At 52.7% G+C, this 18,763-nt stretch carries 14 protein-coding genes, 3 tRNA genes and 1 riboswitch; of the genes, 9 read left to right on the top strand and 8 right to left on the bottom strand.

All coding sequences use genetic code 11. The annotated features are described in order from the left end of the window. Window positions 1-164 precede the first annotated feature (164 nt). From AC55FS_RS13770 to AC55FS_RS13760, 3 genes are all read right to left on the bottom strand, one after another. A tRNA-Leu gene (locus AC55FS_RS13770) sits at window positions 165-251 on the bottom strand. A gap of 61 nt (window positions 252-312) precedes the next feature. Further along, window positions 313-399, bottom strand: a tRNA-Leu gene (locus AC55FS_RS13765). A gap of 33 nt (window positions 400-432) precedes the next feature. Next, window positions 433-519 (bottom strand) — tRNA-Leu (locus AC55FS_RS13760). Window positions 520-849: 330 nt separating this feature from the next. On the opposite strand from AC55FS_RS13760, the gene queA reads away from it, so the two are divergent. The 6 genes from queA (at window position 850) to AC55FS_RS13730 (ending at window position 8,630) form a co-directional block, all read left to right on the top strand. Next, a complete protein-coding gene (gene queA, locus AC55FS_RS13755; protein WP_496932827.1) occupies window positions 850-1,911 on the top strand; it encodes a tRNA preQ1(34) S-adenosylmethionine ribosyltransferase-isomerase QueA in 1,062 nt (353 codons plus the stop codon). Then, on the top strand, window positions 1,901-3,055 hold the full coding sequence (tgt, locus tag AC55FS_RS13750; RefSeq protein WP_496932826.1) for a tRNA guanosine(34) transglycosylase Tgt: 1,155 nt from the start codon (window positions 1,901-1,903) through the stop codon (window positions 3,053-3,055). Before queA ends, tgt begins: the two co-directional genes overlap by 11 nt. A 41-nt stretch (window positions 3,056-3,096) precedes the next feature. Beyond that, on the top strand, window positions 3,097-3,459 hold the full coding sequence (gene yajC, locus AC55FS_RS13745) for a preprotein translocase subunit YajC (protein WP_496932825.1): 363 nt from the start codon (window positions 3,097-3,099) through the stop codon (window positions 3,457-3,459). Window positions 3,460-3,534: 75 nt separating this feature from the next. After that, window positions 3,535-5,394: a protein translocase subunit SecD gene (gene secD / locus AC55FS_RS13740; RefSeq protein WP_496932824.1), complete on the top strand. Its 1,860-nt coding sequence runs from the start codon at window positions 3,535-3,537 to the stop codon at window positions 5,392-5,394. Then, on the top strand, window positions 5,391-6,299 hold the full coding sequence (secF, locus tag AC55FS_RS13735) for a protein translocase subunit SecF (RefSeq protein ID WP_496932823.1): 909 nt from the start codon (window positions 5,391-5,393) through the stop codon (window positions 6,297-6,299). The genes secD and secF overlap by 4 nt, the downstream gene beginning before the upstream one ends. A 309-nt stretch (window positions 6,300-6,608) precedes the next feature. Beyond that, window positions 6,609-8,630, top strand: coding sequence for a methyl-accepting chemotaxis protein (locus AC55FS_RS13730; protein WP_496932822.1), 2,022 nt, complete (start codon window positions 6,609-6,611; stop codon window positions 8,628-8,630). Between the two features lie 36 nt (window positions 8,631-8,666). Here AC55FS_RS13730 and AC55FS_RS13725 read toward each other — a convergent pair whose 3' ends face one another. The 5 genes from AC55FS_RS13725 to AC55FS_RS13705 form a co-directional block, all read right to left on the bottom strand. Beyond that, window positions 8,667-9,230, bottom strand: a complete 564-nt coding sequence (locus AC55FS_RS13725; RefSeq protein WP_496932821.1) for a cob(I)yrinic acid a,c-diamide adenosyltransferase — start codon at window positions 9,228-9,230, stop codon at window positions 8,667-8,669. Window positions 9,231-9,240: 10 nt separating this feature from the next. After that, a complete protein-coding gene (locus AC55FS_RS13720) occupies window positions 9,241-10,452 on the bottom strand; it encodes a hypothetical protein (RefSeq protein ID WP_496932820.1) in 1,212 nt (403 codons plus the stop codon). Between the two features lie 14 nt (window positions 10,453-10,466). Beyond that, complete coding sequence (locus AC55FS_RS13715; RefSeq protein WP_496932819.1) at window positions 10,467-12,407, bottom strand: TonB-dependent receptor plug domain-containing protein; 1,941 nt, start codon at window positions 12,405-12,407, stop codon at window positions 10,467-10,469. A gap of 54 nt (window positions 12,408-12,461) precedes the next feature. Then, a riboswitch (cobalamin riboswitch) is annotated at window positions 12,462-12,664 on the bottom strand. Window positions 12,665-13,195: 531 nt separating this feature from the next. Then, a complete protein-coding gene (locus AC55FS_RS13710; RefSeq protein WP_496932818.1) occupies window positions 13,196-14,044 on the bottom strand; it encodes a ketopantoate reductase family protein in 849 nt (282 codons plus the stop codon). Between the two features lie 24 nt (window positions 14,045-14,068). Beyond that, window positions 14,069-15,031: a hypothetical protein gene (locus AC55FS_RS13705; RefSeq protein WP_496932817.1), complete on the bottom strand. Its 963-nt coding sequence runs from the start codon at window positions 15,029-15,031 to the stop codon at window positions 14,069-14,071. 90 nt (window positions 15,032-15,121) lie between these two features. On the opposite strand from AC55FS_RS13705, the gene AC55FS_RS13700 reads away from it, so the two are divergent. From AC55FS_RS13700 to AC55FS_RS13690, 3 genes are all read left to right on the top strand, one after another. After that, window positions 15,122-15,607 carry a YajQ family cyclic di-GMP-binding protein gene (locus tag AC55FS_RS13700; protein ID WP_496932816.1) on the top strand — a complete coding sequence of 162 codons (486 nt, stop codon included), beginning with the start codon at window positions 15,122-15,124 and terminating at the stop codon, window positions 15,605-15,607. Next, complete coding sequence (locus tag AC55FS_RS13695; RefSeq protein WP_496932815.1) at window positions 15,607-16,971, top strand: AmpG family muropeptide MFS transporter; 1,365 nt, start codon at window positions 15,607-15,609, stop codon at window positions 16,969-16,971. Before AC55FS_RS13700 ends, AC55FS_RS13695 begins: the two co-directional genes overlap by 1 nt. Before the next feature lie 181 nt (window positions 16,972-17,152). Further along, window positions 17,153-18,724, top strand: a complete 1,572-nt coding sequence (locus AC55FS_RS13690; RefSeq protein WP_496932814.1) for a BCCT family transporter — start codon at window positions 17,153-17,155, stop codon at window positions 18,722-18,724. The last annotated feature ends 39 nt before the right edge of the window (window positions 18,725-18,763 follow it).

The following is an 18,763-nucleotide window of genomic DNA, read 5'->3' as shown; positions in this document are numbered from 1 at the left end:
GACTGTGATCTGATCGGGGTTACCACTTTTAACTGAGGTTTGAGTGTTGGCCAGACGGGCGTCGCTGAACGTATTCTAGGGGTACATTACCAAGCACAAACAGTATGGTTGCTGTGATTCAGCTAAATGTTGAGTGGTTAAGGGGGATGATAAGGAGAAAAGTATGGTGCCGAAGGAGAGACTCGAACTCTCACGAGCGTAAGCTCACTGCGACCTGAACACAGCGTGTCTACCAATTCCACCACTTCGGCGGCACCAATTTGTTGCTAACAGAGTGTTAGCATTGCACCAATCTAATGAGGGTTATTAGGTTGGTGCCCAGGGAGAGACTCGAACTCTCACGAGCGTAAGCTCACTGCGACCTGAACACAGCGTGTCTACCAATTCCACCACCTGGGCTTACCGTTGCCGGTCATATCAAGCTGCCTGTAATGGTACCAGAGGCCGGACTCGAACCGGCACACCCGTTAAGGCGGGGGATTTTGAATCCCCTGCGTCTACCAATTTCGCCACTCTGGCATCACGGCATCGCTTGATGGCCGCGTATATTAGCGGCGAAATTTTCTGTGTCAAACATTATTTTAGAAAAATCCTTAAATATCGACGACTTAGGGCTTTTCGGAGGTACCGGCAGGTGCCGTTCAAGTAGATCTCTAGCAATGCACCGGGTGTTGCTGCTGAACAAATGCCGGCTTTGCTCATTAAAGAGGCGAGATGGCAGCTGTTAACTGGCATTTATGCCGAACAGTCTTAACAAGGGCCCATTGCTCAGGTAGCCTTGCCGCGATTTTTGATAACCCTGCATCAGGGGATGGTTCGGCCTGTTTCGCCGTTATCCAAGGACTAGTCATGAAAACCCGAGATTTTAGCTTCGATCTTCCCAATGAGCTGATCGCCAGCGAGCCTATGGCAGAGCGCAGTGGCTCGCGCTTATTGTGCCTCGATGGCCGCGATGGTGGGCTACAGCATCGTCAATTCACCGATATCGAAGCCTTGTTAGAGCCAGGAGATTTACTGGTGTTTAACAATACCCGTGTGATTCCGGCACGTTTGTATGGTGAAAAAGCCAGTGGCGGCAAATTAGAAGCGCTGATTGAGCGCATCTTGCCTGAGCAAGAAGTTTTGGCGCATGTACGCAGCTCGCGCTCTCCTAAAGCCGGCCAGCAGATTCAACTGGGCGGTGCTCAAGTTGAGGTGTTGGGGCGCCAGGACAGCTTGTTTCATTTGCGTTTTTTAACCGATGAGCCGGTGTTGGCGTTACTGGAGCGAGTCGGGCACATTCCGTTGCCGCACTATATGGAGCGTGAGGACAACCAGCTCGACCGTGAACGTTATCAAACGGTATATGCGCAAAAGCCTGGTGCTGTCGCTGCACCAACGGCGGGCCTGCATTTTGATGAGGCGCTGCTTGAGCGTTTGGCACAGCGTGGAGTGCGCTTTGCTTATGTGACTTTGCATGTTGGTGCCGGCACGTTTCAGCCAGTTAAGGTCGATGATATTAACGAGCACCGCATGCATTCGGAGTACATTGAAGTGGGCGCCGATGTGGTGGCGGCGGTTGAGCAAACCCGGGCGGCCGGCAAGCGGGTCGTGGCGGTAGGCACAACGTCTATTCGCAGCCTGGAAAGTGCCAGTCACAGTGGCCAGTTGCAGCCCTTTGCCGGTGACAGTGACATCTTCATTTACCCGGGCTACCAGTTTCGCAGTGTTGATGCTGTCATCACCAATTTTCACTTACCCGAATCCACGCTGATTATGTTGGTATCGGCTTTTGCTGGCCGCGAACATACGCTTAATGCCTATCGCGTGGCTGTTGAAGAGAGATATCGCTTCTTCAGTTATGGCGATGCCATGTTTTTATCGCACCCACAGGCGGGTGCATGCATTCAAGGAGTCTCTGATGACGCGTAAATGCCATATGAAATTTACTTTGCTGGGGCAAGACGAAGGCAGCTTTGCGCGTCGTGGTACCTTGTCGTTTCCGCGCGGCGATGTGCAAACACCGGCTTTTATGCCAGTGGGCACCTATGGCACGGTCAAAGGTGTGACTACAGATCAGGTCGAAGAGCTGGGGGCGGAGATTATTCTGGGCAACACTTTTCATCTGATGTTGCGTCCGGGTACGGAAATCATTCGTGAACACGGCGATTTGCATGACTTTATTGGCTGGGATAAGCCGATTCTGACCGATTCGGGTGGTTTCCAGGTGTTTAGTTTGGGTGACATGCGCAAAATCACCGAACAAGGCGTCACCTTTCGCTCGCCAGTGAACGGTGAAAAAGTATTGATGACACCAGAAAGTTCAATGCAGGTGCAGCGCGATCTGGGCTCAGACATCGTGATGATTTTTGACGAATGCACACCGTATCCGGCGACGGAAAAAGAAGCCGCCGATTCCATGCGTATGTCGCTTCGCTGGGCCCAGCGCAGTAAAGAGGCGCATGGCGACAGTGAAGCGGCGCTGTTTGGCATCATTCAAGGTGGCATGTACGAGGAACTGCGGGATGAATCGCTCGAGGGACTGACCGATATCGGTTTTGACGGTTATGCCGTAGGAGGCCTAAGCGTCGGTGAACCTAAGCCTGACATGATGCGTGTGTTGCGCCATACCGCTCCGAAAATGCCAGCCGATAAACCGCGTTATTTGATGGGCGTTGGCAAACCTGAAGATCTGGTCGAAGGCGTGCGCCGCGGTATCGACATGTTTGATTGTGTCATGCCTACACGCAATGCACGTAACTCACATTTGTTTACTTCGACCGGCGTATTGAAGATTCGCAATGCGGTCAATCGCACCCATACCGGGCCAGTGGACAGCGAATGTGATTGTTACACTTGTAAAAATTACAGTCGGGCTTATTTACATCATCTGGATCGTTGCAAAGAGATTCTCGGCGCGACGTTAAATTCCATTCACAATTTGCACTATTACCAGACCCTAATGGCCGGTTTGCGCCGGGCATTGGAAGAAGGTACATTTGCCGACTTTGTGGACGATTTCTACGCCAAACGTGGGCTTGAAACGCCGCCACTGGATACTCCAGAAGCGCCGTAACAGCGTACTTTGGTGATTTTTACATGTTGGGAGAAGGTTAAATGAAATTAGTAATGGCCATTGCGGCTTTGATGATGTCGGCATCTGCCTTGGCCGAAGCGGGTGCTGCGCCTGAGCCTATGGGCGTTACCGGGCAGCTGATCTTCTTGGGCGGCTTTTTGGTGATTTTTTACTTTTTGCTGTGGCGTCCACAGTCAAAACGCCAAAAGGAGCACAAAGAATTGATCGGTGGTCTCGATCGTGGTGACGAAGTGGTGACAGCGGGTGGCATGCTCGGCAAAATTGTTAAAGTGACCGATGATTTTGTTGTCATCGAAGTAGCTGACAATGTGCAAATGCCTATTCAAAAAATTGCGGTTACCGCTTCATTGCCGAAAGGCACGATCAAAGAAGTGAAAGCGTAAGCAGTGAGCGGCACCTAGGGTGCCGCTTTTGTATATAGGCTTACCCTCGCCAGATAACAGGAATTATGGCACCCCATGCTGAATAAGTACCCCTTGTGGAAGAATCTACTCATAGCCATGGTCGTCGTGATAGCGGCCATTTATGCGGCTCCCAATCTGTATCCACCCGATCCCGCCATTCAGGTCACCCCTGCACAAGCCGGTGCGGAAATGTCAGAGGCGACGTTGCAGCGTATTCGCACTGCCCTGAGCGACGCCCAGTTGGAGTTTTTTGGTGAGCAGGTAGTGGAAGGCACCGCCTTGTATCGCTTGAAGCACACCAGTGAGCAGTTGCCAGCCAAAGCCGCCATTCAGCGCGCCTTGGGTGACGAGTTCGTGGTGGCGTTGAATTTAGCGCCAACGACGCCCGATTGGTTATTGAACTTGGGCGCAGGCCCTATGACCTTAGGTCTTGATCTGAGCGGTGGTGTTCACTTCTTGATGGAAGTGGACATGGAAGAATACATGGCAGGCAAGATCGACAATTATCATCAGGAGCTGCGTACGCGTCTGCGTCAGGAAAATCTTCGTTATCGCCGCATTCAGGTTGAAGAGGGTGTTTTGCGCATCAGCTTTGAAGATCAGCAAACACGCGATGAAGCATCGGGCTTTTTTGGCCGTGAGTTCAGCGAGTTCAGCCGCGAAAGCGAAGACAATCGCGATTTCTTTGATCTCAAATTACGCCTGACGGAACAGCAGATTAAAACCTTTGAAGACTACGCCGTTAAGCAAAACCTCAGTACCTTGCGTAACCGGGTGAACGAGCTGGGCGTGGCTGAGCCTTTGGTGCAGCGCCAGGGCCGTAACCGTATTGTGGTCGAGCTGCCAGGGGTGCAAGACACCGCTGAAGCGAAAAAAATCCTTGGTAAGGCAGCCAACCTAGAGTTCCGTTTGGAAGCCAAACCTGATGCCAATCGTTTTGCCACCGAGGAATATCCTTTCCGCAGCGATGAGTATCGTACGGCACGATTGGAAAAGATGGTGATCACCACAGGCGATAGTGTCACTAACGCTCGTTCGGCCTTTGACGAAAATGGCATGCCACAGGTTAACATCGACCTCGACGCCAAAGGCGGCGCGCGTATGACCCAGGTGACCCGTAAAGCGGTTCAACGTCGTATGGCAGTGTTGTTTGTTGAGCGCAAACCACGCACCAGCTATGAAATGGTCGATGGCAAAGAAGTCACCAAAACGGTTCAGGTGACAGAAAAATCCATTATCAGCTTGGCTACCATTCAGACCACCCTGGGCAATAGCTTCCGTATTACCGGTTTAGAGTCGGCCGAAGCCAGCGAATTGGCACTGCTATTACGCTCCGGTGCATTAGCGGCACCTATGTACTTTGTTGAAGAGCGCACCGTTGGCCCTAGCCTGGGTAAAGAAAACATCGAAATGGGAGTGCAATCAGTCATCGTCGGTCTGGCGCTGGTATTGGTGGCCATGTTGGTGTTCTATCGGGTGTTCGGTTTAATGGCCAATCTGGCGTTGCTGGTGAACATTGTGATGCTGGTGGCCTTGATGTCGATAGTCGGTGCAACACTGACCTTGCCGGGCATCGCCGGTATTGTGTTGACCGTCGGTATGGCGGTGGATGCCAACGTGCTGATTTTTGCTCGTATTCGTGAAGAGCTCAAGAATGGCCGCTCACCTCAACAGGCCATCCATGAAGGCTATAGCCGTGCCTTTGTCACTATCTTCGACGCGAACCTCACCACCTTACTGGTTGCTGTGATTCTGTTTGCCGCAGGTACTGGGCCGGTAAAAGGTTTTGCTGTGACTCTGTCGTTTGGCATTCTGACTTCCATGTTCACTGCCATTGTATTAACCCGTGCCATGGTCAACATGTTGTACGGTGGTCGCCGCGTTGAGTCTATTGCTATCGGAGGTGGTGTATGAGAACTCTGGACTTTATGAAGGCCAAGGGCATCGCCTTGGCATTGTCCACTGTGCTGGTGCTGGGCTCGATTGCTTCCATTGCAGTGCAGGGTTTGAATCTGGGGTTGGATTTTACCGGTGGTACTTTGCTGGAAGTGAAATACAGTGAAGCGGCGTCTCTGAACGAGATCACCGATACCTTAGAGCAGGCCGGTTACCGTGATGTCACTGTGCAAAACTTTGGTTCTGAAACCGATGTCTTGGTTCGTATGTCGGAAGCCTTCCGCGACGATCTCGGCCGTGAGGTGTTGGAAGTACTGCAAAAGGCTTCAACGGACAGCGATATTCGTCTTGAACGCAGCGAATTTGTCGGTTCGCAAGTGGGTGAAGAGCTGCGCGATGAAGGGGGTATCGCACTGTTGATGGCGCTGGCCGTGGTGATGATTTACGTTGCTGTGCGCTTTCAGCTGAAGTTTTCGGTGGGTGCCGTGGCGGCCTTGTTTCACGACGTTATCATTGTGGTGGGTCTGTTTTCGCTGTTTCAGTGGGAGTTTGACCTCAATGTCTTGGCGGCCTTGCTGGCGGTGATCGGTTATTCGCTGAACGATACCATTGTGGTATCGGATCGCATTCGTGAAAACTTCCGCATCATGCGTCGTGGTGGAGCAATTGAGGTCATCAATGAGTCTCTCAACCAGACGCTAGGCCGTACCCTGATGACTTCATTAACCACGGCTTTGGTACTGTTTGCACTCATGTTCTTTGGCGGTGAAATGATTCATGGTTTTGCCGTTGCCTTGATGATTGGGGTGGTGGTAGGTACCTATTCCTCTATCTATGTGGCCGCGAATATCTTGCTGATGATGAACATCAGTCGCGAAGATTTGCTACCGCCTGAATTAGAAGAAGTCGACGATCGTCCATAACCTCACAACACCCCGCCATCGCGGGGTGTTTTCTTTTGTCATCCTGTCTTTTGTATTGGTTTTGCGCCCAAGCTGTTGGCTGTTCAAACGGGCAAACAACCGTTACACAATCACCACAGTGTGAGCTGTACAAATCGGGTTTTATAGCCGCACCTTGCGCCATGCCGGCCCGCCATCCAGACTCAATGCTGAAGCACTGGCGATCAAAGCCGATACAGTGAGCGACAAAGTGCTGTTTTTCTTTCAGGAAGGCAGTCACTGTCAGTAACAGGCATCGCAATAATAACAACCGATGAGGTAATGCCGACCATGTTGAAAGCCCTGATGTGGCCTGCCATCAAATTTATGGGCCGGCTCAGTTACGCCGCCAAATTTGCGCTGATCAGTTTTTTGTTTATGGTGCCGCTGGTGCTACTCAGTGCGCAGGTGTTTTTAACGGCGATGGAGTCGGTTAAAAAAACCGAGCAATCGCTATCGGCGGTCGATTCGGTACAGGCGCTTTTGCAATTTGCTCATCAGCTAGAGAAATTCCGTGATTTGGCGGCGGTGCTGCCTTTTCAGAGCAATGATGATTTGAAGCGTGTGGTTGATGCCCAGTTGCAGGACCTCAGCCAGGGTTTTGAGCAGCTTAGCGCCTCAACCAGCGACGACGCTTTGCAGCCAGCGTTGCAACAATGGCAGCAGCAATACCTTCAGCGTTTGAGCTATCAAGGCGACCATCGCCAGCCCACCCATGTTGACCAGTTTAAATACTATCAGTTGGCCATCGATGAAATTTATTTGGTGGTACGCCAATACGCTCAGACATCTGGCCTGGCGTTAGATTCGGATCGTCAGATCCAGCGTCTGAATACCATGTTGCTGACGGAGTTACCGCTGCTGTCGACGACGATGGGCATGGCGCACTCATCCGCGACGTTTGCCTTTGTTGAACAATACCTGCAGTCTGCCACCTATGACAAAATGAACCGTGTGTACGATCAACTGTTAGAAGCCGAGCCATCGGCACAGTTGTTGGTATCGGCGGCTGAAGGGGTCGGTATACCAGGGCTGATCAGTAGTGCTCAGCAAACCCGACAGGCGTTAGAGACTCTGCGCCAGAAAATCGATGATGAAGTCATTGCCGCGGTCAGTGTCACCATGACCTGGCAGGCGTTTCATGAGTTTTATCAGCAACAGCGTCAAGGTGCTGAGCAACTGGAACAGCAGGCCTTTCCTGTGATGGAGCAGAGATTGCAGCAACGCCTGGCGCTGCAACAGGACAAAATTGTGATCTTACTGGCGGTGTTGTTGGCAGCATTGAGCATTATTGTTTATCTCTACTTAGCCTTTTTTATGTCCATTCGCTTTACCATTCAGCGCTTTAGTCAGGGGGCAGGTGCCATTGCCCAAGGGGACTTTACCCAGGTCATTCGCTTTAAAGGGCAGGATGAAATGGGGCGTTTACGCGATGCCTTTAATGATATGAGCAGCAATATGCGGGCAACGCTGACGGCGGTAAAAGAATCGGCCAGCTCGGTTAGCAGTAACGTCAATGATGTTGAAAATATTGCTAACCAGTCGCGTCAAGCGGTTCGTCGTCAGCTGGAGCAAACCCAGCAGGTATCTGATATGTTGTCTGCCATGGCCGACAAGGCGGCAGGTATGGCCAGTCTGGCTGAGCAAGCCCAGCAAGCCGCCACTTTGGGACAGCAAAAGTCGGATCAAGCGGGGCAGGTGGTATTGAATGTGATGGAAGAAGTGCAACGCTTGTCTGCTGAGATGCAAAACTCAATGGCCGCGGTGAACCGCTTGGCGGACAACTCCAGCAGTATTTCTACCATTTTGGGCACCATTAAAGGCATTGCTGAGCAAACCAATTTACTGGCGTTAAACGCTGCCATTGAGGCGGCGCGTGCCGGTGAGCAAGGTCGGGGCTTTGCCGTAGTGGCCGATGAAGTGCGCACTCTGGCCAGTCGCACCCAAGGATCGGCCCAGGAAATAGAAGAACTGATCCAAGAAGTGCAGCAGAATATTTTACATGCCGTGGATACCATGCAGGTCAATCGCGATATGGTGGAGTCTACCGTGTCACGTTCGGAGCAGGTGGGCAGCACCTTGGATGAAATCCAGCTGAGCATGGGTGATATTCAACAGCAAACCAATGTGATTGTGAGTACCGCCATGGAGCAAAAAGACATGGCATCTGGCCTGGAAGACAACCTCAGTGAAATTCGCCATGGTGGTGAAGAAACCGCCCACAACGCCGAAGGCACAGTGCAGGCGGTGCAGCGGACTCAGGCCATTGCTGAGTCGCTGTCTTCGAGGGTGGGGCAGTTTAAAGTCGATTAACCAACGTAGTGTTCTAAGTCAGGACACTCGTTGACGTTAATCCGTTTTGCGTTGATAACGGTTACGCCACAGCACTTCCTGGCCGCCATCCCGGCGCGCCAGGGTTCTGGCACAAACAAACAGTAAATCAGACAAGCGATTTAAATACTGCAGTGCCAGCGGGTTGATCGCTTGTGACTGTTGCAATGCCACCAACGAGCGCTCCGCTCGACGACAGACAGCACGAGCCATATGGCAGTGCGCGCTGGCGCGACAACCACCCGGAAGGATGAAATCCTTTAGCGCGGGCAACTCAGCGTTAAGTCGATCCAGTTCTGCTTCAAGATCTGCAATCAGTGCCTCACTGAGGGCGTTGAAGCCTGGTACCGCCAGCTCGCCCCCCAGATCAAACAGATCGTGTTGGATCTGATCCAGCAAGGTTTGCATCGCATCGGATGCGGGCAGTTCAGCCCGCAGTAAGCCCATCCAGCTGTTCAGCTCATCAACGTCACCAATCGCGCAAATGCGCTCACTGTGCTTATCAACCCGCGAGCCGTCACCTAGGCCAGTTTGGCCGTTGTCTCCGGTTTTGGTGGCAATTTTCGACAAACGATTACCCATAGTGGCCTCGTTATTCGCTCAGAAATTCAATCTGGCTGGCAGGCATATCGAGTTCGATCAGCTCACCATTGAGAGTATGGGTGTCGCTATCGATCACGGCGATGGAGGGAGCCTGCGCATTATTGATAGTGACCCATAAGCGAGATTCGGGTCCAACATTGATGTCGCCCAATTGTTGGCCATTCAGTGCTGGTAAGGTGCTACTGATGCTATCAGCAAAGGTCGCAGTTGATGGATCAAACGGCAGTAACTGATCTTCGATACCCTGGTAGCCTTGCTCCTGACTCAGCACTAGGTAGGCTTGTTGATCACTGACGACGGCCACATCCTGGAAGTGATAAATCACGTTATTGCTGGCGTCGTCATCATCAAGGTTACGATGGTATTGCGGAAAGCTATCACCATCCGCCAACGTCGTGCGGGCGAAAGTGGTGGTGTCGATGGCTTCCAGCGTACCGCTGTTGCTGGCAAAGTCGCCGCGGTTGGTGATCAGAATACGGCCATTGTGCAATACCATGGTTGCTGGGTTGATGCCCTCTAGGGCGATGCCCGCTAGGCCATCGGTTTGCGGATCGGTGTCAATTTCTTCGCCGCTGGCGAGATCAATGACCGCCACATAGGCGGTTTGCGCCTGCCAGTTGGCATCCAATCGTTGCATAGATACAAACAAACGATCACCAGCAATCAGCGCGCTATTCATTTTCGGTGTATCTGCACCCTCGGCGATGTAGGCCGATAAGTCGATACTAGCCACCACAAACTGCTCTGGACTGCTGGCGGTTGGGTTGACCTTGAGGATCAATGGGCTGTCGTAGCGTATTAGATACGCGACGGTGTCACTGTATTGCACCAGCTGGTAGGTGTTAGATGAATTTTCCTCGGCTTGGCGAGTGCTGTATTGCCATATCTGGGTATTCAGATCCGTGCCTTGATAACGGCTGACCGTGTCGATCTGGTATCGGCCCAGCTGATACAGGGTATTGCCATAGGTGCTAAGGCTGTAATCTGATTTGGCTTGTATTAATAAGCCCTGAGTGGCGCTGCGATCGCCATTTATAGCGCCACTGGCCACTTGGCTGCTGCTGTAGTCTTGAGCGTACAGCTGAGCGACGTAACGTGCTGTGGCAACGGGCTGAGTATCCTTGTTGGGGGAGCTGTTGCTGTCACTGCCACAGGCGCCAAGGGTGGCAGCGATGGACAGTATCAAAAGGTGCTTTTGCATGGGTGATTCTCCTGCTAATAGTGCAACGTCACATAGGCCAGCCAATCGCGTGGGCGGGCGGGGCGGTTGCTGAAATCCCGATAACGAGCGTCGCTGAGGTTATTGATCCTCAGTCCGGCCTGCCAGGACGGTGTGTGGAAACGGTAGTGTGCGTGCCATAGGCGACGAGGGTCGCCAGCGACTAAGTTGGCGCGATCCAGATACAAATCGTCGGCTAGCTCATAGCTGAGCTGCAGTTGCTGTGATGGGCCTTGCAGGCTCACTTGAGCTTGCAACTGTTGATGATAGATGCCGGCCAGTTGCTGCTGCTCGAAGGCTTTAATATCACTTTGGGTTTGGCTGCGGTAATGACTGATGCTCAGTTGTGCTGTCAGCTGCCAATGTCCTAAAGACCAGGGTGATGATTGCCACTGACCTTCCAGCCCCTGCATGCGGGCTGCCTGGGTGTTTTCATAACGGCCAATGCCGCGGGCGTCATACACAGGCACAATGGCGTCTTGCAGCCAGCGCTGGAATAGGTCCAGCCGCCAGGTTTGCTGGGCCAGTGTCAGCTGGCCATGCCAGTGCACACTGTGGGCGAGCTCTGCTTTTAGGTTGGCATTGGCGCGTAATAAGCCACGATTACCAAAACGTTCAAACAAACTGGCAAAGCGTATGCTGCGCTTGCCACTGAGTTGGCTTGACCAATAGCTGCCGCTGCTGTGCCAGCTGATGGCGCCGTCCTGCCATTGTTGCTGATCCTGATAACCTTGCTGACTGCGAGTGACGCTGCTGTCAGACCAATGGCGGTGACGTAGATAGGTCACCCAGCGCTGCTGGTTAAGTTGAAACTGGTGTTGTGCCGCCAGGCTGAATAACTGGCGCTCACTGTTGAGATCACAGGCTGACCTAAGGTCGCTGCAGTCGTTATTGGCACTCAGTTTGTGGCGACTGCTATAGCGTTGCTGCTGGGCTTCCAGTTGCAGCTGCAGATGATGCTGTTGCAGCTGACGCTCGATTTGCCACTGGCCCGTGAGCTGGTGGCCAAAATAGCGATTGTCTTGCCGGCCTAGGCCAATGCTGCCATCACGATTCAGATAACGATCGTCATAGCGGCGCCAGTACAGCTGCCAATGTTGCGCTTGCTGGCCGTCCAGCTCTCCGCTCACCAGCAAACTGCTGGCTTGTTGCAGGTAACGACTCTGTTGTGGCCGGTTGCTGAAATAATCTGGGTAATCTTTATGGGCTTTATGGTGGCCAATTTTCACCTCCACTGGTTGCCAGCGCTGTTGCAAGCTCAGATCGTAGCGCCGGTATCCGGCATTGTTTAACGCTTGCTCCAAGCCAGGTTGATCGGGGTACTGCAGTGGGCTGGGGACCGGGTAGTCAAAATCGTTGCGACTGGCAAGATGATGCAGTTGCAATGAGCCCTGCTCATTTGTGGGCTGCTGCCAATTGATGCGCCGCCAACCGTAGGCACCCAATGAGGACGATACGGTGGGTGTTAATTGGCGTTTAGTGCGAATGTCGAGGGTGCCGCCAATGGCGTTATCGCCGGCGCCGACGGGCGATAGTTCGATGGATTCAATTTGGTGAATAGGCACCAGAGTCAGATCGTAGCCACCAAATAAGTCTCGCGGCGCTTCAATACCGTCGATACGCACCTGAGTCTGACGTGGGCTCGCCCCTTGCACGCTGATCATCACTGGATCGCCAATGGCTGCTTGTGACTGCACTTGCACGCCTGACAGAGTCTGCAGTGCGCCAGCTAGATCGCTATAACCCTGGGATAAATCACTCTGGTGCAATTGTTGAGCAGCACTGTCGCCGGGCGTTGCGGTAACGGTGACGGGTGTTAGCTCATTGGCCGTTGCGATGCTGGCTAATGACAGCAAGGCAGCAAGGGACAGTCGGTTTAGCAGGGGCAAAGGCGAATAACGCACACCGGGCCTCAGGTCGAGAGCATCGATGAGCACGGCTTGCCCTGATCTAAATCGATCACAACAATACCGCTACTGCCCACCGCAATTGCTGGTTAAAGGGATCAGGCCGGTATCCGGGCTTATGACCTGAGCAAAGCTCAACCAAGGCCCCTTCCCATGCTGCAATGGCACAGTGGTGATGGCGATGGTTATGGTCAGTTACCGTTGCGGGGGCAGCGCTGGTTTTTCACCAGACTTCCCGTTTACCCTGCTAGTGTCCTGAGTCAGGAGTTCGCATGCTTTCAGTGGGCCATCCAAGTTCTCTGGCTAGGCGTGTCTCGCTGGCAATGGTGGTTCCATTGGCAAGCGGCAGAACGAAGCCAGAGGGCTTGAAGGGCACGCCCTACGGGAACGAATGGAAAGTCCCATTACGGCGTTGCTGCTCTTGAAAAGATCCCGATATTTCCTGTGAACAGCGACTTGTACTCGCGCTTTCCATTCGCTCTGAAAAATATACGAACTTCTGACTCAGGACACTGGAGCCTGTTAACACTATTTCGAACACGCTGTGATGAGCTGAAAACCTCTCAATCAAGGCGCGAGGATGGATGTTTAACTAATTAAATGAAGGATGAGCAACACGGATTGAGGGATGTTCAGCCATACCCCGAAGGGCTGGAGTTCGTTTTCCCTGAGTCGCGTTATTCGTTGCTTATTTCACCCGTTAAACCACGTCCCTCATGCCTCAAAAAACTGACTTGCAGTAGCAAAGCTAAATAGTGTTAACAGGCCCTAATACAGGCACCTGAGGCGCGACAGACTAGCGGTGTCAGCGCGTCAGGTCAATTTACGCGGTCATTTTCGATGGTGCTTAGCAGCGTCTGCTGCAGCGGCAGAGACAGTTTATGGCGCCGTGCTTGGGCCAGAATATGGCCTGTGATGTAGGCCAGTTCTGTTGGGCGCCCGGCCGCAATATCCTGCAAGCTGGATGAGCGATTGTTGGCGGTGGCGCTGGCGACCTGGATGATGGTTTGCCACAAAGGCTGAGGGCAGGGCCAGTTGAATTGTGCAAAGGCTGCTTCTACTTCATGGCATAAAGCTTCCGCTTGGGCGCGAAAAGGCTCTGTCAGCAACTCACCATTTTTGCAGTGATGCTGAGCCGTCAACGGGTTGATCACGGCATTCACCGCCAGCTTGTGGTAGAGGCGAGTACGAATATCTGGGATGCGTTGCCAGGTCGGCGGCAATGGTGCGTCGTCATCGTCATCTGACCAAGGCCCGGCCAGAGTTTCACCGATACCGGCATAGACCACTGTGTTTTGGTCGCGCCGGTAGGCGCCTTCGGTGGTGCTGGCAACCCATAAGCTCGGTGCTTGATCGATTGTGTTCAGCCAGTTTTTAAGCTGTTGCTGCTGGCCCATGCCATTTTGCAATAACACCAGGCGCTCGACATGAGGCAATTGTGTTTGGTAAGGCGCGAGGGCATCGAGGGTGGCGCCGGCCTTGGTACACACCACCAGCCAATTCAGCGTTTCACCGCGCCAGCGCGGGATGTTGAATGTATGCTCGCCTTGATGCTCAATGCGCCGCTCACAGCCATGATCGTGAATCAGTGCGAACAGCTGCATTTGGCGCCAGTGATAAGCCATCAAGGTGCCCATGGCTCCCAGGCCTAAAATTCCAATTTTCATCATGGCGCCAGTATATCGATGCCCTTAGGCCTCGGCAAAATCTGGGTTAAATACCGGTTCCATCGGCGACCAACGCTGCATGATACGCTGTAATAACGCCTGTTCGTGATCGGCGGCCAGATTGCGTAGCCACCACTGCAAGCGCTCTTCGTCTTCGCCCACTAAGCGGGAAATATCATCAAAATGCAGTCCTCGCTCGCGCAATAACCACACCACGATGGGCATCAGACGGTTAAAGTTGCGGCGGTTCTGTGGGTCGGTCATTTGCTCTACGGCAATGCCCAGGCTGTCACTGACCAAGGCGCAAGCGTTGTCGTAAAGGTCGCGTATCTCTTGGTTGGATCGTGCGGCCTGTGATAAAGCTTCTTTTTTCAAGAAGCGCTGAATAAAACCATCACGTGCCAACGCCTGATACATGGGGTGATTGCCTGATAATAGGTTAAGGGTGGCGCGGGCGGGCTGTTGCATGACGGCAGCATAGTGCTGGGCCTGGTTGCGACGGCCGTGGCTGAGCCAATTTAGCATGCGCCAACTATCGAGCCAGTCTGGGGCGTTGGGCAGGCGGTAATAACGGTCACTGCTCCAGGGGTAAAGCTCTGCCGTAGCCACCAGCTGTTGCAGTACTGGCCATCGATGTAGCTGCAACACCAAATCGGCTAAATAGGCACTGTCATCCACCAGCAGTACCGTACTTTGATCGGACAATACTTGGTGGCGCCTTTGCCAACACTGCTCGTGCATATGATCAAAGGCACGGTGCAAGGTGTCTATCACTTCGGTCCAGTCACGCTGACAGTGCAATACACATTGAATTTCATAGGGGTTAAAGACGTAGGCGATGAGGCGGGCATTGGGCAAGTGCGACAGGATGTGTTCAGCGTATCCATATTCAAAGACTGAATAAAAAATGGGCTGCTCTTTGGCGCCAGTAACGGAAAAATAGTAGGTGCCCGGGCCGTGCAGCGTCATTTTGGTTTCCATATCCATCCTGTTCCCCCAGCTTGCCAGACGGTGCGTTTTGCATTTGTCTATCTCGAAGAGTATATATGCCAACCAATTATTTAGCGGAGATTCTTCATGCCATCTTTTGACGTTGTATCGGAAATCGACAAACACGAAGCCCTCAATGCCGTTGATCAGGCCAATCGTGAGCTGGAGCGGCGTTACGACTTTAAAGGCGCCAACGCAAGCTTTGCCCTGCAGGATTGGGCTGTCACTCTGACGGCTGCAGATGAGTTTCAGGTCGAGCAAATGAAACCCATGCTGGAAGGTGCCTTGATTAAACGCAATATCAAAATCACTTGCCTGGAGTACAGCGACCCGCAAGGTGCGGGTAAGCAGGTAAAAGTCACCGCGACCTTGCGCCAGGGCATCGATAAAGACCTGGGCAGAAAAATGCTGAAGCTAATAAAAGACAGCAAAATTAAGGTGCAGGCAGCGATTCAGGGTGAAATGGTGCGCGTAACGGGCAAAAAGCGCGATGACTTACAGCAGGTCATGGCGCTGTTAAAAGCCGAAGACAGCATCACCTTGCCGTTAATGTTTAAAAACTTCAAAGACTGATGATGGATTTCCTGCGGCAGTTGCGTGATACCTATGGCCATAAGCCCGTTGCGGTTTTAGGCGCATTGGGGTTTGCCGCAGGCCTGCCTTTTTTACTGGTTTTCTCGACCTTAACCGCCTGGCTGACTGAAGCTGGTATCGAGCGCAGCACCATAGGTTTTTTTGCCTGGGTTGGCATGACCTATTCGGTCAAGGTGTTCTGGGCTCCGGCCATTGATCGGCTGCGCTTGCCTGGCTTAACTCGTTGGCTAGGCAAACGGCGTAGCTGGATTTTGGTAGGGCAAGCCGGTGTGGCGACAGGGCTTGCCTGTATGAGCCAGCTTGATCCTGCCACCAGTATCGCTGCCGTGGCGGTGCTGGCGGTGTTGGTGGCGTTTTCATCGGCTACCCAAGATATCGCTATTGACGCTTATCGCATTGAAATTGCCGATGAGCGTTGGCAGGGTGCGCTATCGGCTGCCTATTACTTTGGCTATCGGGTGGCCTTGCTGGTATCGGGTGCCGGCGCCTTATATCTGGCGGAATGGGGCAGTTGGTCATCGGCTTATGTACTGATGGCGTTGTTGGCAGCGGCCATGATGTTGGTGACGTTATGGGCCGATGCCAGCCAAGAAGATGACACTCAAGAACGTCAGTCGCAGGAATATCAGTTAGTTAATGACGTATTCGGGCGCGATATGCAGCTGGCGCAAAGGCCTGCTTGGCAGCGCTGGTGGTTAGGCGCTGTGGTGTGCCCGTTTTTGGAATTCTTCCGTCGAAACGGCTGGTTGGCGTTGACCATATTGGCCTTTATTGGTGTATTTAGGCTCAGTGACTTGGCCATGGGAGCGATGGCCAATCCGTTTTATTTGGATCTAGGTTACAGCAAGTCGGATATCGCATCGGTGGCTAAGCTGTTTGGCTTTTTTATGACCATTGCTGGTTCCGCGCTGTGTGGCTTGTTGGTGATACGCTTGGGTATTTATCGGCCTTTGTTGCTCGGGGCGATACTGGTGGCCAGTACGAACTTGCTGTTTGCCTGGCTGGCTTGGCTTGGCATCAATGAGACGCCATCGCTGATGTGGCTGGCGTTGGTGATCAGTGCTGATAATTTAAGTGGCGGCATTGCTGGCACTGCCTTCATTGCTTACCTCTCGAGCCTGACTAATCGTCACTACACCGCCACTCAATATGCCTTATTCAGCTCGCTGATGACTTTGCCAGGGAAGTTTATCAGTGGTTTTTCTGGCGTGGTCGTTGATCACTACGGTTATATTGAGTTCTTTGTTATTGCAGCCGCATTAGGCATACCTGCTATTGCTTTGGTGCTGTATCTATCGCGCTGCGTGATGCCGCCCATTGGCGACCAAAAACCTGCTGCTTAGCCCTAGGCGCATCGGATTTCTGATAAGTGGCTGGCGGTTGCTGTTGGTGCTCGTCAGGGCGGAAATTCACGTCTCGTTATTCCCTAAATGCCTGATAGTGAGGGCATTTTTTCGCTAAAAACTTGAGTTTTGGGTAGTATTTCCTTTAGTGTACTAATGAAATTCACTGTCTGGAAACCTTATGAGTAGCCACCACGATAAGTACAGTATTGAAAATACTGACTACACCGTTGGTCAGGATAACGTTCAAAAATGGGGCTTTGACGTCCACAACCCCGTCTTCGGCATCAGTGCAGGCTTGATATTGCTGTTTCTGGTGGCGGTGCTGGTGGCTGATCCCGCCACGGCCAAAGGGGCTTTAGACGGTATCAAGTGGGACATCATTGGCACCTTCGACGCGTTATTTATCTGGTCAGGCAATATATTCGTAGTCTTTTGTTTAGCGTTATTGGTATCGCCCTATGGCAAGATCCGCATCGGTGGGGCCAGTGCCAAGCCAGCGCATTCTATGGTGTCTTGGCTAGCCATGTTGTTTGCTGCCGGTATGGGCATTGGCCTGATGTTCTGGGCAGTGGCTGAGCCGGTGGCTTATTTGACCGGCTGGTACAAAACTCCGCTGGGAGTCGAGGCCAATACACCGGAAGCCGCGCGTATGGCCATGGCGGCGACCATGTATCACTGGGGTCTTCATCCCTGGGCGATTTATGGCGTAGTGGCCTTATCGTTGGCCTTCTTTGCCTATAACAAGGGGCTGCCATTATCGATCCGTTCTATCTTTTACCCCATCTTGGGTGATCGTACCTGGGGCTGGCCAGGGCACATCATCGACATCTTGGCGGTATTGGCCACTTTGTTTGGTCTGGCCACTTCCCTCGGTTTGGGCGCTCAGCAGGCGGCAAGTGGTATTGATCACGTGTTTGGCATTGAAAGTGGCATCGGCACCCAGGTGTTGGTCATCGTGGTAGTAACGGCGTTAGCCATTATTTCTGTGGTGCGCGGTTTAGAAGGCGGTGTCAAAGTCTTGAGTAACATCAATATGCTGATCGCCATTGCTTTAATGGCATTTGTCGCCTTGGTTGGTTTTGCCGTTGCTATGGGGACCATTCCCACCACGATCGGTGCGTATTTAGAAAATATTATTCCGCTCAGTAATCCACATGGGCGTGAAGATGAAGCCTGGTTCCAGGGCTGGACGGTATTCTACTGGGCTTGGTGGATTTCTTGGTCGCCATTTGTCGGCATGTTTATCGCGCGCGTGTCTGAAGGGCGCACCATTCGTGAGTTTATCGCTGGTGTTCTTATCGTGCCGACCTTAGTGACTGTATTATGGATGTCGGTATTTGGTGGCATTGCCATTGATCAAGTGATGTCTGGAGTCGGGGCGCTGGGTACCAATGGACTCACGGATGTGCCACTGGCCATGTTCCAGATGCTGGATGAATTGCCCATGGGCGATATCTTGTCGGTGATCGCTATTGTGTTGGTGTTGGTGTTTTTTATCACCTCATCGGACTCAGGCTCCTTAGTGATCGATAGCATTACCGCTGGCGGTAAGATCGATGCGCCTGTGCCACAGCGTATTTTCTGGGCCAGCATTGAAGGCGCCATCGCTGCGGCATTGTTATGGATAGGCGGCACCGAGGCCATTCAGGCGTTACAAGCTGGCGCCATTTCGACCGGATTGCCCTTTACCATTGTACTGCTGATTATGTGTGTCAGTTTGATGATGGGATTACGCACGGAGCGGCGTTGATCGCGTCCGGATAAAAAAGAGTCAGCCTAGGCTGACTCT

The sequence above is a fragment of the Bacterioplanes sp. CLAM21 genome (assembly GCF_059641015.1).
This window is presented reverse-complemented; position numbering and strand designations above follow the sequence as displayed.

Excerpts from the sequence above, each read along its gene's own strand:
- queA (WP_496932827.1), top strand. The coding sequence starts at position 850 with ATGAAAACCCGAGATTTTAGCTTCGATCTTCCCAATGAGCTGATCGCC.
- tgt (WP_496932826.1), top strand. The coding sequence starts at position 1,901 with ATGACGCGTAAATGCCATATGAAATTTACTTTGCTGGGGCAAGACGAA.
- yajC (WP_496932825.1), top strand. The coding sequence starts at position 3,097 with ATGAAATTAGTAATGGCCATTGCGGCTTTGATGATGTCGGCATCTGCC.
- secD (WP_496932824.1), top strand. The coding sequence starts at position 3,535 with ATGCTGAATAAGTACCCCTTGTGGAAGAATCTACTCATAGCCATGGTC.
- secF (WP_496932823.1), top strand. The coding sequence starts at position 5,391 with ATGAGAACTCTGGACTTTATGAAGGCCAAGGGCATCGCCTTGGCATTG.
- AC55FS_RS13730 (WP_496932822.1), top strand. The coding sequence starts at position 6,609 with ATGTTGAAAGCCCTGATGTGGCCTGCCATCAAATTTATGGGCCGGCTC.
- AC55FS_RS13725 (WP_496932821.1), bottom strand. The coding sequence starts at position 9,230 with ATGGGTAATCGTTTGTCGAAAATTGCCACCAAAACCGGAGACAACGGC.
- AC55FS_RS13720 (WP_496932820.1), bottom strand. The coding sequence starts at position 10,452 with ATGCAAAAGCACCTTTTGATACTGTCCATCGCTGCCACCCTTGGCGCC.
- AC55FS_RS13710 (WP_496932818.1), bottom strand. The coding sequence starts at position 14,044 with ATGAAAATTGGAATTTTAGGCCTGGGAGCCATGGGCACCTTGATGGCT.
- AC55FS_RS13705 (WP_496932817.1), bottom strand. The coding sequence starts at position 15,031 with ATGGATATGGAAACCAAAATGACGCTGCACGGCCCGGGCACCTACTAT.
- AC55FS_RS13700 (WP_496932816.1), top strand. The coding sequence starts at position 15,122 with ATGCCATCTTTTGACGTTGTATCGGAAATCGACAAACACGAAGCCCTC.
- AC55FS_RS13695 (WP_496932815.1), top strand. The coding sequence starts at position 15,607 with ATGATGGATTTCCTGCGGCAGTTGCGTGATACCTATGGCCATAAGCCC.
- AC55FS_RS13690 (WP_496932814.1), top strand. The coding sequence starts at position 17,153 with ATGAGTAGCCACCACGATAAGTACAGTATTGAAAATACTGACTACACC.